The organism is Pseudomonas phytophila, assembly GCF_025643095.1.
Lineage (GTDB): Bacteria > Pseudomonadota > Gammaproteobacteria > Pseudomonadales > Pseudomonadaceae > Aquipseudomonas > Aquipseudomonas quasicaspiana.
This window is the reverse complement of sequence record NZ_CP081201.1, coordinates 5,669,556-5,683,089: the sequence shown is the minus strand read 5'-3', so window position 1 is coordinate 5,683,089 and position 13,534 is coordinate 5,669,556. Positions and strand designations below refer to the sequence as shown.

Genomic DNA, 13,534 nt, shown 5'->3' with positions numbered 1-13,534 from the left:
CCGATGAACGTAATATTCCCGTATTCATTGGCCGAAACGACCTGTTTTCAATACGAGAAAAACGCCGTTTTGCGGTTCCAGTAGTAGCGTTTTAATGTCACCTGGATATTTCGAGACAGTTGAATTGTGGGAGCAGAGCTTGCTCGCGATAAGACGGAACTCGATTCACTTCAGGTCGCTTCCAGCCTTATCGCGAGCAAGCTCTGCTCCCACTGACTCACGTCAGCCCGTAGGACCGCACACAGGTCTAAACCATCAGCGTCCGGTTCATGCCGAAACCGACTGATATCCGGAGTAAAGGTCGTTTGGTATTGCCCTTGCATCGGATCAAGAATGAAGCAGATTATTTTCGTGTGCAGTTCTGGCGGGGATCAGTTCGAGATGGATCAGTTGCGTGAAAAGTGTTTGTGGGAACAAGTCACGACTCGTCAGATTCAATCGGTACCCCTGAGCGGTGCACTCAAGGTCGATGTCTGCGTGATTGGTGGCGGTATCACGGGTTTGTCTGCCGCACTGCATTTACTGGAAAGCGGCAAATCCGTTGCGCTGCTGGAGGCCACGCGCATCGGCACGGGCGGCTCGGGGCGTAATGTCGGGCTGGTCAATGCCGGTAGCTGGATTGCGCCCGATGATGCTGCTGCGGTGCTCGGCCCCGGCGTGGGGGAGAAATTCAACACGGTCATGGGCCTCGCGCCTGCACTGGTCTTCGACCTGATCGAAAAATACGCCATCGACTGTCAGGCCCGTCACGACGGCACCTTGCACATGGCCCACAACGCCAATGGCGCCAAAGACATCCAGGCCCGTCACGATCAGTGGAAGCGTCGCGGTGCTGACGTCGAACTGCTGACCGGTGCCAAGTGCCGTGAATACTGCGGCACTGACAAAATCCCCACCGCCTTGTTGGACCGACGTGCAGGCACCATCAACCCGATGGGCTACACCGTCGGCCTGGCAGAAGCCGTGCTCAAGCTCGGCGGGCAGATTTTCCAGAACTCGCCCGTGGAGGCTGTCACTCGCGAAGGTTCTGGCTGGCTGGTCGATACGGCGGGCGGTACGGTTTCGGCTGACAAAGTCGTGGTCTCAACCGGCGCTTACACCGAAGGCGAGTGGGCGGGCATCAAGCAGAATTTCTTCAAGGGTTACTACTACAACGTCGCCTCCGAACCACTGACCTCAAGCGCTGCGGATGAAGTGCTCAAGCACGGGCAGGGCTCGTGGGATACGCGCCTGGTGTTGAGCAGTATTCGTCGCGACAACGAAGGTCGCTTGATCCTCGGCAGCATGGGCAAGATGAACAACAAGCCCGACTGGTTCATCAGCAGTTGGGCTGATCGCATTCAGAGCCATTACTTCCCGCAACTGGGCAAAGTCCGATGGGAAATGCACTGGACGGGCTGCATTGATTTCACCCCGGATCACATGGTCAAACTGTTCGAACCTGCACCGGGGCTGGTGGCCGCCAATGGTTACAACGGACGAGGCAACACCACGGGCACCGTCATGGGCAAGGCATTCGCGGACTTTTTGATCAAGGACGATCCGGATGTGTTGCCGATCCCGTTTGCCTCAGCTCCAGAGCTGAAAAGCGCAGGTGTGCGGGCATTGGCTTATGAGGCGGGCTTCAACCTGTATCACGCGGGGCAGTGTTTGCGGGTGATTCTTTAAGGCTCTAGAGTGGTCTAAGCTGCCACATTTTGTAGGAGCTGCCGAAGGCTGCGAAGGCAGTGTGTCTGATACCCCGCAATTCGCAGCCTTCGGCAGCTCCTACAAGTCGACGTTCCAATTCAAGGATTTTTCCCATGCCCACCGACTGGCACAGCAACACCATCACCCGCGCCACGCTCGTGGACAAGACTTACAAAAACACCCAGAACGTTCGGCGTTTCATGCTTGAACAATGCGGTGAAAAATTCAGATTCGACCGGGATTTCATGGCCTGGATACGCAACGACATTCCCAAGACCATGGGCGATGTCGCTGATGAGTGGCAGCGTCGGCGGGGTTGATCAGTCCAGGCTATATAAGATTTCCGTAGGAGCTGACGAGCACCGCGAGGCTGCGATGGCGGTATGTGTGACACTCCGCCATCGCTGGCCTCGTAACCTCGGTGAGCTCCTACAGGATCAATCTGCTGTGCGACTCCCACGTCAGGCCAACGGTGCGATGCCCAGCGCTTGCGAGCACTCCTGTAGCGATCGGCGCTGTGTATCGGCATAGAGCTTAAGCTCGTTGATGGTGCTACGGCCCAGTGCCCGCTCGAAATCCTGCTGATTGGAGCTGGTGCCGTAATGTGACTGCGCATCATCGCCCAGGTTGGACTGGAAAATCCCCGCCGCACTGACCGGCAAAAAGTCTTCGTAAACCAGTGGTTCGAAGTGCACGTAGCCCGCGCTGATCAACTGCTCAAGGCTTGATCCTTGCTGAATACTTGCACCCGCTGCGATGCCTTGTTCAGTGGCGAAGTAGCGGAAGTACGCCAGGTCCTGATCACGCATTTCTTCGTGGCTGTCCGGGAACGCCTTGAACGCGGTTCCCAGCAGTTCGGCGTAACGCACGGCATTGCCCTCGTTGGGGAATTCACCCAGCGCGTCTCGGGCTTCATTCAGCAACTGGTCGTAAAGCTCGCGGCCTTTGGGCGTCAGGGCTGCGCCACGTTGTTCGATTTCACCGAAGCGCGCCGAGTGGCTGCCTGCTTCATTCGCGGACTGGCCGATAAACGTGATGGGCTCTTCCAGCGCTTTGAAACTGGTCTGGCGCAACAGGATCGCGCAGTTGCGGCGCGGCGGTCCTTCGACCACGGCTTTAGGCGTGATGCCTTTTTTGGGCATGCCGTCCTGCACCGTGTCGATGTCCAGCGTACGCGGGGTCAGGTGATTGATGTGCGGGCCATGAAACGCCACCACGTCCGCGATCAGACGGTGTTGGGCGTTCAGTTGTTTGTACTGATCCAGGCTCACCGTGGCGGTGCTGTGCCAGCGAAAAGTTTCCAGTGCTTGCTCGACGAAGTCTTGTGCATCGGCTTCAGTCAGGCCGCCGTCCAGTTCAGACTTTTCAATCAACTCCAGCACACGCGGGGTGAAGATCTGGCGTTTGCTTAGCACCTGGCTGGCGAAGTCGCGCAGCTCGGGATTGGCGATCAGCTCCAGACGCAGCAACGATGTGAACACCCGAAACGGACTGACTTGCAGAGCGTGTTCATGTACGGCACGAAAGGCGGTTGAGTGCACCGGCACGCCAGCGGGTGTCAGGTCGTAATAGCCCACCGGCTCCATGCCCATGACCGCGAACAGGCGGCTCAGGGTCGCCAGCTCAGTGGCGGTGCCGACACGGATTGCCCCATGGCGCTCCATGTCCAGCCGCTGGATTTCACCGGTCAGCTTCAAGCTTTGCGCAACCTGCGAATTGCTCGCCAGCACACCGTCGTTGGTGTCCGCGACCAGTTCCATCAGCGTGCCGTAGAGTGGCACCTCGGTCTTGTACATGTCCGACATGGCTCGAGAAAAACCGGCACGGATCTCGTCACGGTTTGCGAAGCTTGAAGCTGTCATTGCGGGGAATCTCCTGTTATTCGCACTAGGGCGTCGCTCGCGTTTATCAACGTCATCCTATGTGGGAGCTGAGCTTGCTCGCGATTCAGGCACCTCGGTTTACCTGATGCACCGGGTTGCCTGAATCGCGGGCAAGCCTCGCTCCCACAGGTACTCATGCAGTCTGTAGAAATTGATGGTTACTTCAACCCAACCAGACACCGCTCAAAAATATCCAGCCCCTCGCGCAACACCTCTGGCTCGATCGTCAATGGCGCCAGCAAGCGGATGATGTGTCTCGACTTGCCGCTCGGCATCAGCAACAAACCTTCTTTACGAGCCGTTTCCAGCAGTTGCGCCAGTTGCTGAGTACCGGGTGCCCCGCCGGCAGTGATCAGCTCGATCCCCCGCATGGCCCCCACGCCTGTCAAACGTCCCAGATAAGGCGACAGCTTGTTGGCCTGCCAGGATTCGTAACGGCTGACGATCATGCTTTCCTGCATCTCGCCCCAGGCGGAAAGGTTCGCGTCGTTCAACTGGTCGAGGCTGGCGATGCCCGCCGCACACGCAATCGGGTTGCCGGAGTACGTGCCGCCAAGGCCGCCTTTGGGCAGCGAGCCCATTAATTCTCTGCGACCCACCACGGCGCCCATCGGGATGCCGCCTGCGATGCTCTTGCCTAGCAAAATCAGATCGGGCTCGATACCCAACCGGGTGAAGGCAAAACGCTGCCCGGTACGCCCGAAGCCTGACTGGATTTCATCGGCAATCAGCAGAATGCCTTTCTCATCGCAGAACCTGCGCAGTGCCTGGGCGAAGTCAGGCTCCATTGCCAGAAAACCGCCTTCACCCTGAACCGCTTCAAAGATAAAACAGGCGACGTCGTTCACATCGATCTCGACGCTGAACAAGCGGTCCATGGCTTTTAGCGCTTGCTCGGTGGTCACGCCGTTGTCTTTGCTCGGGTACGGAATGTGAAACACCGGGCCCGGCAACACGCCGACTTTTTGCTTGTACGGCGCGACCTTGCCATTGAGGTTCAACGTCGCCAGGGTGCGGCCATGGAAACCGCCGTCAAACGCAATGACCGCGGTTTTGCCCGTGGCCCCGCGCACAATTTTCAGCGCATTTTCTGCCGCTTCTGCGCCGCTATTGGTGAGCATGCCGCTGAGTGGATAAGACACCGGGACGAACTGCTCCAGTTTGTCCATGAACCTGACATAGGGTTCGTGAGGCACCGCGTTGAAGCAGTAATGCGTGAGTTTCGTGGCCTGATCCTGAATGGCCGCTACAACGTGCGGATTTGTGTGCCCCAGATTAAGCACGCCAATGCCGCCAACAAAGTCGATATAGCGCTTGTTGTCGGTATCCCACACTTCGGCGTTTCTGCCGTGGGACAGCGTCAGCGGATGAACATGAGAAATGGATTGACTGATGTTTTTGCGACTCATGACCAGTTTTCTGCCGAGAGAGATTGCCCCTATATAAGCGAGTAAGGCCAATCACCCACAAGCGAAATAAACTCGCGGCGTCATTCCAATAATTCGGGACGTTGAAAGCACCGGCATGCAGCGCATTTTTGTACGCGCTGCCCCGGTGTCCCTGACACCACGCCGTCGTGATGCAAGCGGGGATCTGTGTAGGAGCGCGCTTGCCCGCGATTCGGTCTGTCAGTCGATGAATATCTCGTCCGTTCTGACGCAATCGCGGGCAAGCGCGCTCCTACAGGTTTTGCATTTCTGCATTAAGACGTTTCGTCAGCGACTTAAATCAAATCCACACATCATTAACCGCCGTCCGGCCGCTCTCCTCATGTCCGGTATTCAGCACTCCGCGCGGCTCGATCAGCAGCAGTTTCACTTCCCGCTCGGCGTAGGGTTTATGCTCGATGCCCTTGCCGACGACATACATTTCGCCGGCAGCAACCGTGACAAAACCATCGCGAAAATCAATGCGCAATTCGCCTTCCAGAATGATGAAAGTCTCGTCGGTATCCGCGTGAGAGTGCCAGATGAAGTCGCCCTGGATCTTCACCACTTTGAACTGATAGTCGTTCATTTCCGCCACAACTTTCGGCGTCCATTGTTCAGTGAACAGCGCATATTTGGCGGCGAAGTTAACTGCGGAGTAGGGCGGGGCAGAACAGGTGCTGGTCATGGTCAGTGCTCTCGGTTGATTCAGATGCACCAACCTTAGCGAGCTACAAATAAACCGTATTGCATGATCGTGCAGCTTTGGATGGCCTTGTCAGTGTCGGCCGAGCATCTTCAGCCAGCGTGCGGGGGAGATGCCAAATGCCTGACTGTACTGGCGCGTCATGTGGCTTTGATCGAAGAAACCACACGCCAGCGCGGCCTCGCTGAGCGGCTGGCCCGCGAGCAGCAAACGACGCACTTCTGCCAGACGACGCTGAGTAATGTAGCGATAGGGACTGGTGCCATACAGCGCGCGAAAATCCCGGGACAAACTCCAGCGGTCGCGACCGCTGGCCTCTACCAGATCGTCCAGCGTGATCACCTGATTCAGCGCGTCATGAATGTACATTCGCGCCCGTTCGGCTGCGGTGTAATCCAGCGCTCGCCGCCCGCGTTTATTCCCGGCGGCAGCGTCCAGCGCCTGGGCCAGATCGTAAATGGCGTCCTCTTCTTCAAGTGGGTCGAGGGCGTTTTCCATGCTTTGCAGCAACGCACTGGTCGCGGCAAATAGGCGCGGATCACTGGAGAGGCCACCCGCCACAAAAGGCAACGACTTACCGCCCAGCACCTGCTGTATAAGCGAAGGCTCGATGTAGAACATCCGGTAATGAAAGCCCGCATCGGTCCCTGCTTGCCCGTCATGGACTTCGTCCGGGTGCAAAACCATGGTGCCGCCTGCAAGGCTGTGACGGTAATCGTTGCGGTAATGAAAACTCTGCACCCCGGCCAGTGTGCGCCCGATAGCGTAAGTGTCGTGACGATGCGGTGTGTAGCCGTGCCCGCTGAAGTAAGCTTCGATTCGTTCCATCTTGCGCGACTGCGGCGCACGCACCAGCCAGTCGCGTTTGGTTTCGGTGGCCATGGAAATTTTAACCTGCGCCCTGAGTCGCCCTACCATATACGGCAATCGCAACGAATGGCAGGGCGCTCAGCTCACAGGGCAAATCGAGAGACGAGCCTGTTCAAACCGACGGCCAGCTTCGACAGCTCGGTGCTGGCAATGGAGGTCTGGCTGGCGGCCGACGAGCTCTGGATGGACAGATCGCGAATACTGACCAGATTCTGATCCACCGACCGGGACACATGCGCTTGCTCTTCGGATGCCGTGGCAATCAGCAGGTTGCGTTCGTTGATGTCAGATACTGCCGACGCGATGTCGCCGATGGCGATATTGGCTTCCTGCGCGATGGTTAGCGTCAAGACGGCCTCACTGTTGCTCTGCACCATGGCCTGCACCGCTTTGCCTGAACCTGTCTGAATGCCTTTGACCATTTGCTCGATCTCAAGGGTCGAGGTCTGGGTGCGATGTGCGAGTGCACGAACTTCGTCAGCGACCACGGCAAAGCCTCGGCCCTGTTCACCTGCGCGCGCGGCTTCAATGGCGGCGTTCAAGGCCAACAAGTTGGTCTGTTCGGCAATCGAGCGAATAACGTCGAGCACCTTGGCGATGTCCTGGGTTTGCGTCGCCAGGCCTTCGATTTCAACGGTGGTTTGCTGCACTGTCTGGCTGAGTTGTTTGATCGATTTGATGGTTTCCGCGACTTTATCTTTACCGATTGCGGCGGATTTCTCCGAATCCTGTGTGTATTGCGAAGCGGCCACTGCGTTACGTGCGACTTCTTCAACGGCCGCTGTCATCTGGTTCACGGCCGTCGCGGCCTGTTCGGTTTGCATGTTCTGTTTCTGAATACCCGACAGCGATTCTTCGGTGATGGAGCTCATTTCTTCCGCCGCCGCTGCCAACTGACCGGAAGAGTCCGAGATATGCTGAATCGTGCTCTTGAGGCTCTGAAGCATGGCATCGGTCGAGAGTTGCAACTCGGTTAGTTCATCTTTGCCAGACACTTCGACGGTAGATCTCAGGTCACCTTCTGATATCTGCTTGATGGACTGCACCAGTTTTTTCACCGGTGCGCTGATGCTGCGGGTAAAGAGAAAGGCAATAAACATCGACAGAATAATTGTGCCAATCATGATCGCAATAGTGAACGTAAAACCCTGGTCGTATTGCGTTTGCGCGACAAGGCCTGATTGAGTGGCGCCGGCATCATTCACACTGATCAGATTATCGATTGAGGTTTGCAAAGCAGTCGCCAGCGGTACAGTGACGGTGTTGATATAAACAGTGGATTCTTGGGTTGAACGGGTTTCGCTTTGAGCAATTAATACATCCAGTGTTTCTTCATAACGCTTGAGGCCTTGCATGACATCGTTGTAGAGACGCTGTTCTTCTGGATCGGATACAAGCCCGGCGTAACCGCTTACCTGTTCATCCAGCTCTTTTTTCAACTGACCCATCTTGATGATCGACGCAGCTTTTTTGTCGTCCCCGTCAGCGGTGTAATGCAACGCTTCAAGCCGCAGGCGCAGTAGCGTGGCGTCTATCTTGCCCGCCTGGCGTATGCTGGGCAGCCAATCGGTTTCCAGCTCTACGGTGGATTTGTGAACCTCGCTGATCTTGTACAGCGAGAGGGTACTCAGGCCTAGCATCAGCAGGCAGATAGCGCCAAAACTGAGCAACGCTCTGGGTGTTAGTTTGAAATTTCTCATGAACATGAGTTCACCTGTAAGTAAGGTCAGAAACGGCTGAATGACTTAATGTCCATGTGCCATCACTCTTAAGCCTAAGATCTTAAAAAAGGTCACTGTATGCAAGAAATTTCAGAGGAGTGGTGATTGGTAAATTCAATCACGAAGATAGTCAAGTGTTTGAGTGAATATAAATATTTTTTTGACGTCAGTTTTAAGTTCTTTTCACGGTTGATTTTGTTAGTGTTTTCGCCGACCTGTAATGCGAATGTTTATTGTTGATAAAGATGCTATTACCAAAGTATTAAGCAAGGCGCCGGTTTGCCGGGGTGATTAATAAAGTAGTTGTTCAGCTTGGGTTCAGGAAGTGCAAACCGGTTTTAATCATAAGGAAAGGTAGTTGTGAAGGGGAGCACTCTTCGACCTAGGGTGGCTGCCCCCCGATCCAGCAAGCCGTGATCCCCTGGTTGACATGACAGCCCGCGCTTCACCTCAGCAAAAACACTCTACGCCAACTTCATTCCGAACGGGATAGACAGTAGATGCAGGACAAACCCTGTGACGAGGCTGAAGATGATCAGGTTCCGATAGCTCCGCTCGTTAAACCTCTTGTCGTAATGATTGACGATTGGGGCTGACGCGCTAACGGCCCAGGAGAGAAGTGAAGCCACCGGCCAGATCATGTCCCGACCTGCAAAGTAAAACCACGAGGAATTGCCGTGCCTGCCCGGATAAAAGATCTCTATTTCCTGATAAATCAGCGCTTTTATCATGATCGTTATAAGAAACAAGGAAAGCGCCCCCAGCAGCACGCGCGCGGCCAATGGTAGTCGTTTCTTGGTGTATAGCTCGGGGTGCAACGTCCAGATCAGCGGCTTATGGCAACGCAGACACTTCGCTTCCTTTACCCCGTTGGGCCGCACCTTGTTGTGCTTGCTGCAGTTTCGACACGTTATATCCAGTGTCCAGTCCATGCCCTTATGACAACTCACACACTCGCGCGACAGGCCTGGATTTACCCACTGGTTTACAGCACCACAGTGCTCGCAGTTCTTTTGTCTTGGTTCCATTGATCGCCAGACCTTGTGGAGATGACACCGCGCATTTGTCGGCGTTGTAGGACCGGCTAAACCCGGTCCTGCGGGTTCAGTTGAACCCGCAGGAAAGCATGAAGCCTTTACATCAGAACGCCAAACCAACCTTCACGCCATATTCATCGCGCTTGAGTTTGGTGTTGTCGGCCACATCCGAGTCCTGATCGAGCTTGTACTCGGTGCGGGTGTAATAAACACCCGCCGTCAGCGGCAGCGAACCGTTCTGGTTCATCAGGAAGCTGACTTCGGCATAAGGGTTGGTACGGTCCTTGAGGTCGACCGTGTCGCTGCCCAGATCATTGACCTTGATGTAGGTGTCGGAGTTGATCGTGCGACGCGCGCCCAGCTCGACACGCATCGTGCCTTGGTCGAACTTGTGGTTGTAACCCAGCGCGGCCTTGGCAAACGGCGAGCGGGCGGTCATTTCGATGTCGAACTCATCAGAGTCCGGCTCGTAACGCGTCCAGCCATAGCCACCACCGACGATCACATCAACGAAATTGCGCGCATCCAGCGCCGCACGCCAGCCCAGGTCTACATCACCCTGGCCTTCCTTGAGCTTGTTGTCGCTCTTCTTTCCGTACCTGGCCTCAACACCTGCTTGATAAATAAAGCCCGACTCGGCTGTCAGCTTGTTGCCGAAGTTGAAAAACAGACCGCCCTGCGGCATGTGTTCTTTATCCGACTCGCTGCCGCCTTCCAGCTTGAAATCACCGTAGCTGCCCAGCAAACCAGCGGTGAAGATCGGGTCGGTAGCCGTCGCTGCCATCGCATAAGGCGCGGCCAGCAGAGTGGTGAGGGCGGAGAGTTTCAACAGGCGGGATGCAAAACGAATAGACACTTTTCAACTCCTTGTGAAAAAAATGTGAAAACAAAGCGTCAGGTTCGAGGGTTTCGAGTGGGAAAAGTTCGGGGGCTGGCGTAGGAAAATAGCCGTTGAATGTGAGAGGTCAGTAGGCTACCGAGTCCACGTATCAGTCATTCTGTTCGCACCTTACGAACCTTCAACTCACACATTCAGCCTGCTTACGATCCAGCAACCCATCCACCATCGCCTGAGCCATTTCCACCAGATGCATCACTGACATGGCGTGATCCCGTTGCGCGCCGTGCAGGTTGTCGGCAGCTTCATAAGCGGTGCTGGTTGCGCAGCGCAACAGGTCGGCGGTGTGTGAGAGGACGTCTTCCTGGCTGATGTCCGTGCGTACGGAAAAGAAGCGGTTAAGGGTGCAAAGTTCGGTTGGGTTGTTCTTCACCGTGTTGATCTCCTTATGCGTAACCGGGTAGCTGCAACCTTCAGGACTCGTGAAGGGGTGGCAGCTGTATGAGGGTTAGTCGACCGACCGCATAAAAATCGGCGCACTCGAAAGTGCCCCGCATACAGCCGCCATTAAGCAGGTCAGTACATGCCTGTAGCGGGACGCGTAAGATTTATACGTATCAGGCGACTAAACCCGGTCGCTGATGTGCAGCGACGGGCGGGAGATTAGAGAAGCGATTTCCCGTAAACAACCCAGCGGGCGGCGTTGGCGGAAATCGAGACCGATCCTACAACGCTCAGTGCTTATGGATGACGCTGCCAGGTAACGTATGATTGCCATCTTATCGAATTCACCCAAGGACCCCGCCATGCCGCCGTTAAGCAAACGCGATCAGGCACGCATCGAACGTCGCCTGGCGTCTACCCTGACCGAGGCGTGCGAAACCGCAAAAGCAGAGATCGTCGGCTTGTCGTGGCTGACCCACGAAGTGGATTACGCAGCGTTTCCTGCCAGCCTGCGCGTGGTGTGGATCTTCGATACAGACATCCAGAAAGACCAGGCACTCGCCAGTGACCAGGGCGAACGCATGGTTGAGCTGACTGCCATAGCACTGGAAGACGCTGATATCGTCATTGCCGATGTCAGCAAGCGGGTGCAGTTCGACAGCGAAGAACAATGTCAGCGTGCCAATGGCGGCAACTGGCAGCAACGTCTGGCGCGGGGTTGAAGCGTGGCAAAGGACATTGAAAATCCCTGCACCTCGGTTTGCCAGCTCAGCGGTGATCTTTGCGTGAGTTGCGGCCGAAACAAGGAAGATATCCGCAAATGGCGTCGCATGAATCGCCCCGAGAAAATGGCCGCCGTGCAGCGCGCCAGTCAGCGTTTGAAAAGCCTGAACAAGAAGAAAGGCTGAGGGCTCTTAGTCAGCTGTGTGAAAGCGGCCGCCCTCTGCAATACTCCGAGCATCGATACCCGACCTGTCGCCAGGAAAAACCATGAAAACAAAAAGCCTGATGTTCTTGTTTCTGTTCAGCGTGCTCGGCGCCTTTCAGGCAAACGCGGCTGATAAATCCTGCGCTGAAGCCATCGGTGATAAGCGCTCGGCGTTACTCGTGAAGCAATGCATCAGCGTATCGCCCGCAACCCGACCACCGTGCAACGCGGCCAATAGCTGCGAAATGATCAACAGCGAAGTCGAGCGCGGCTGCGGGATGTTGGCCGATGACGGGACCGCGCCTGACTTCTGCACGTTCGCCCTCACAAAACCTGAAACCTTTCAGGGTGCGCTGATTTCCGGCAGCGGTATCGATGATCACACCGTCACCGTACTGCTCAACGACGGCCGTCGCTTCACGGCTTATTGCGATGGCAAATGCGGCTCGTGGTTTATCGCTGAAGACGAAGGGGAGGCTACTTTGCTGCCCAACATCGCAGGCAGGAACGTCAAAGTCACCGTGGCGAGTGAACCCAACAAAGACCGCATCGCCGGGCCCGCCGAGGACGAGATGTTGGTGTTTGTGAAGAAGATTGAATTGGTTAAGTAACAGCCCAGCTTTCGCGCAGCGGGGGGACCTGTAGGAGCGCGCTTGCCCGCGATTGCGACGGCACAGGCGATATGTTTATCGACTGACATACCGAATCGCGGGCAAGCGCGCTCGTCAGACAAAATGCAAACTAATGGCTTGAAATGCATTTTCTGTAGGAGCTGCCGAAGGCTGCGAGACATTTGTTCTGACACACCGCAATCGCAGCCTTCGGCAGCTCCTACAGGTCCAATGTTTGCTTCGCGACAGCCCTGTGTCGGGGCACGGAGCAATCTCCTGCAGGGAAAAAAGCATTTCAATTCAGAGATAGGTGGTGTTGATGGCGCGCGGCATTGGGGCGAAGAGGCGACCGTGTTGCGGCAATCGCCTACTTCTGCGGCCCAAACGCTTCAAGTCTTGCCTGCACCGCATCATCAAAAATCATATACAGCGCTTCAACATCACTCGGCCGCAAACGCTTGGCGGTTTCCAGCCCGAGGATAAAAGCAATCTGCAGCTCACCCTCGCTCTCGACATCTTCGCGAGTGCTGGCGGCATCCAGAGAGCGAAGCAGCTTATCAATAGGCCCACGAATAGGCTTTGGCAGCCGTAACAGGTCCAGCCTTTCTTGTGTCATTACGCGCTCCAAAACCATCGACCGGGTCGAGGGCGGTTAGTAAGCCGACAATAGTGGGCCAAAACGGGCGGGAAGGGGATAGAAAAAGCGACGTAATGTTTGGAGTGCCAGCAGTCCGGCATTCCATTCCAGCAGCTAAACGACAGCGACGGTCAAGCTGCGCTTGTAGGGCGTATCAGGCTCTCTGCCGGAATGCCAAACATGTCGTGGAGCTTCCAGATCATTGGCAGAGTCAGTGATCGCTTCCGGTTCAGCACTTCATAAACACGATTGGTTCTGCCGATGGCAGGCACCAGATCTGCTGCTGTAAGCCCGGATTGTTCCATACGAAATTTGATCGCCTCAATTGCGTCCGGTAAATCAATCGGGAACGTCTTCGATTCATAGGCTTCGATCAAGGTAATCATGACCTCGAATGCATCACCTTCGGCGGTTCCAGGCTCAGGCTCGCGCTCGAACAGAGGGGAGATTTCTTTGAGAGCTTCCCGGTATTCTTCATCTGTTCGAATCGGACGGATATTCATGATCACTCCATCTTTTGCCCATACCATCCCAATCACCAGAACGCTCCACACCGTATCCGCGGAATCGTTTGTTCTAGCTGGGTAAGCCGGTCTCGTTGACCAACAGCTCTCGCCCCATTTCATCCACATTGGATACTGCATTTTCGTCTCCCACTGGCTCTTCAGGGGATGATCGCTCTGGAGTCTTTTTCCCGGCAAAGAAAAAGATGTATCTAGAGTTACCTATCTGCCTTCTGGTCG

Annotated in this window: 15 protein-coding genes; 5 read left to right on the top strand and 10 right to left on the bottom strand. The window is 55.7% G+C overall.

All coding sequences use genetic code 11. The annotated features are described in order from the left end of the window. Window positions 1–381: 381 nt before the first annotated feature. Together K3169_RS25740 and K3169_RS25735 are read left to right on the top strand one after the other, a co-directional pair. On the top strand, window positions 382–1,668 hold the full coding sequence (locus K3169_RS25740; RefSeq protein WP_263272358.1) for an NAD(P)/FAD-dependent oxidoreductase: 1,287 nt from the start codon (window positions 382–384) through the stop codon (window positions 1,666–1,668). 134 nt (window positions 1,669–1,802) lie between these two features. Then, window positions 1,803–2,009, top strand: a complete 207-nt coding sequence (locus K3169_RS25735; RefSeq protein ID WP_122705527.1) for a DUF6434 domain-containing protein — start codon at window positions 1,803–1,805, stop codon at window positions 2,007–2,009. Window positions 2,010–2,150: 141 nt separating this feature from the next. Here K3169_RS25735 and K3169_RS25730 read toward each other — a convergent pair whose 3' ends face one another. The 8 genes from K3169_RS25730 to K3169_RS25695 form a co-directional block, all read right to left on the bottom strand. After that, window positions 2,151–3,551, bottom strand: coding sequence for a VOC family protein (locus tag K3169_RS25730; RefSeq protein WP_263268694.1), 1,401 nt, complete (start codon window positions 3,549–3,551; stop codon window positions 2,151–2,153). A 179-nt stretch (window positions 3,552–3,730) separates the two neighbouring features. Next, a complete protein-coding gene (locus K3169_RS25725; RefSeq protein ID WP_263268692.1) occupies window positions 3,731–4,981 on the bottom strand; it encodes an aspartate aminotransferase family protein in 1,251 nt (416 codons plus the stop codon). 319 nt (window positions 4,982–5,300) lie between these two features. Then, window positions 5,301–5,687: a cupin domain-containing protein gene (locus K3169_RS25720; protein WP_027901412.1), complete on the bottom strand. Its 387-nt coding sequence runs from the start codon at window positions 5,685–5,687 to the stop codon at window positions 5,301–5,303. A gap of 90 nt (window positions 5,688–5,777) precedes the next feature. Next, window positions 5,778–6,587 (bottom strand): AraC family transcriptional regulator, encoded by an 810-nt coding sequence (locus K3169_RS25715; RefSeq protein WP_231675861.1) that lies wholly within the window; start codon window positions 6,585–6,587, stop codon window positions 5,778–5,780. Window positions 6,588–6,658: 71 nt separating this feature from the next. Then, entirely contained in the window at window positions 6,659–8,281 is a 1,623-nt protein-coding gene (locus K3169_RS25710) for a methyl-accepting chemotaxis protein (protein WP_122705516.1), read from the bottom strand. 479 nt (window positions 8,282–8,760) lie between these two features. Then, entirely contained in the window at window positions 8,761–9,324 is a 564-nt protein-coding gene (locus tag K3169_RS25705; RefSeq protein ID WP_231675873.1) for a hypothetical protein, read from the bottom strand. 112 nt (window positions 9,325–9,436) lie between these two features. Then, a complete protein-coding gene (locus tag K3169_RS25700; protein WP_027901415.1) occupies window positions 9,437–10,189 on the bottom strand; it encodes an outer membrane beta-barrel protein in 753 nt (250 codons plus the stop codon). 163 nt (window positions 10,190–10,352) lie between these two features. Then, window positions 10,353–10,604, bottom strand: coding sequence for a DUF6124 family protein (locus K3169_RS25695; protein WP_241154059.1), 252 nt, complete (start codon window positions 10,602–10,604; stop codon window positions 10,353–10,355). A gap of 373 nt (window positions 10,605–10,977) precedes the next feature. On the opposite strand from K3169_RS25695, the gene K3169_RS25690 reads away from it, so the two are divergent. The 3 genes from K3169_RS25690 (at window position 10,978) to K3169_RS25680 (ending at window position 12,154) form a co-directional block, all read left to right on the top strand. Beyond that, window positions 10,978–11,337, top strand: coding sequence for a hypothetical protein (locus tag K3169_RS25690; protein WP_263268686.1), 360 nt, complete (start codon window positions 10,978–10,980; stop codon window positions 11,335–11,337). Between the two features lie 3 nt (window positions 11,338–11,340). Next, window positions 11,341–11,523 carry a DUF1289 domain-containing protein gene (locus K3169_RS25685; RefSeq protein ID WP_027901417.1) on the top strand — a complete coding sequence of 61 codons (183 nt, stop codon included), beginning with the start codon at window positions 11,341–11,343 and terminating at the stop codon, window positions 11,521–11,523. Between the two features lie 82 nt (window positions 11,524–11,605). Then, the gene (locus tag K3169_RS25680) at window positions 11,606–12,154 is read left to right on the top strand and encodes a hypothetical protein (RefSeq protein WP_255878386.1); all 549 of its coding nucleotides are present in this window, start codon (window positions 11,606–11,608) and stop codon (window positions 12,152–12,154) included. A 367-nt stretch (window positions 12,155–12,521) separates the two neighbouring features. On the opposite strand, the gene K3169_RS25675 is transcribed toward K3169_RS25680, so the two are convergent. Both K3169_RS25675 and K3169_RS25670 read right to left on the bottom strand, forming a co-directional pair. Further along, window positions 12,522–12,770, bottom strand: a complete 249-nt coding sequence (locus tag K3169_RS25675; protein ID WP_027901418.1) for a hypothetical protein — start codon at window positions 12,768–12,770, stop codon at window positions 12,522–12,524. 152 nt (window positions 12,771–12,922) lie between these two features. Next, entirely contained in the window at window positions 12,923–13,294 is a 372-nt protein-coding gene (locus K3169_RS25670) for a type II toxin-antitoxin system HigA family antitoxin (RefSeq protein ID WP_027901419.1), read from the bottom strand. Window positions 13,295–13,534 lie beyond the last annotated feature (240 nt).

Coding starts and splice junctions, on each gene's coding strand:
- K3169_RS25710 (WP_122705516.1), bottom strand. CDS start 8,281: ATGTTCATGAGAAATTTCAAACTAACACCCAGAGCGTTGCTCAGTTTT.
- K3169_RS25725 (WP_263268692.1), bottom strand. CDS start 4,981: ATGAGTCGCAAAAACATCAGTCAATCCATTTCTCATGTTCATCCGCTG.
- K3169_RS25690 (WP_263268686.1), top strand. CDS start 10,978: ATGCCGCCGTTAAGCAAACGCGATCAGGCACGCATCGAACGTCGCCTG.
- K3169_RS25670 (WP_027901419.1), bottom strand. CDS start 13,294: ATGAATATCCGTCCGATTCGAACAGATGAAGAATACCGGGAAGCTCTC.
- K3169_RS25705 (WP_231675873.1), bottom strand. CDS start 9,324: ATGGAACCAAGACAAAAGAACTGCGAGCACTGTGGTGCTGTAAACCAG.
- K3169_RS25740 (WP_263272358.1), top strand. CDS start 382: ATGGATCAGTTGCGTGAAAAGTGTTTGTGGGAACAAGTCACGACTCGT.
- K3169_RS25720 (WP_027901412.1), bottom strand. CDS start 5,687: ATGACCAGCACCTGTTCTGCCCCGCCCTACTCCGCAGTTAACTTCGCC.
- K3169_RS25730 (WP_263268694.1), bottom strand. CDS start 3,551: ATGACAGCTTCAAGCTTCGCAAACCGTGACGAGATCCGTGCCGGTTTT.
- K3169_RS25715 (WP_231675861.1), bottom strand. CDS start 6,587: ATGGCCACCGAAACCAAACGCGACTGGCTGGTGCGTGCGCCGCAGTCG.
- K3169_RS25675 (WP_027901418.1), bottom strand. CDS start 12,770: ATGACACAAGAAAGGCTGGACCTGTTACGGCTGCCAAAGCCTATTCGT.
- K3169_RS25735 (WP_122705527.1), top strand. CDS start 1,803: ATGCCCACCGACTGGCACAGCAACACCATCACCCGCGCCACGCTCGTG.
- K3169_RS25680 (WP_255878386.1), top strand. CDS start 11,606: ATGAAAACAAAAAGCCTGATGTTCTTGTTTCTGTTCAGCGTGCTCGGC.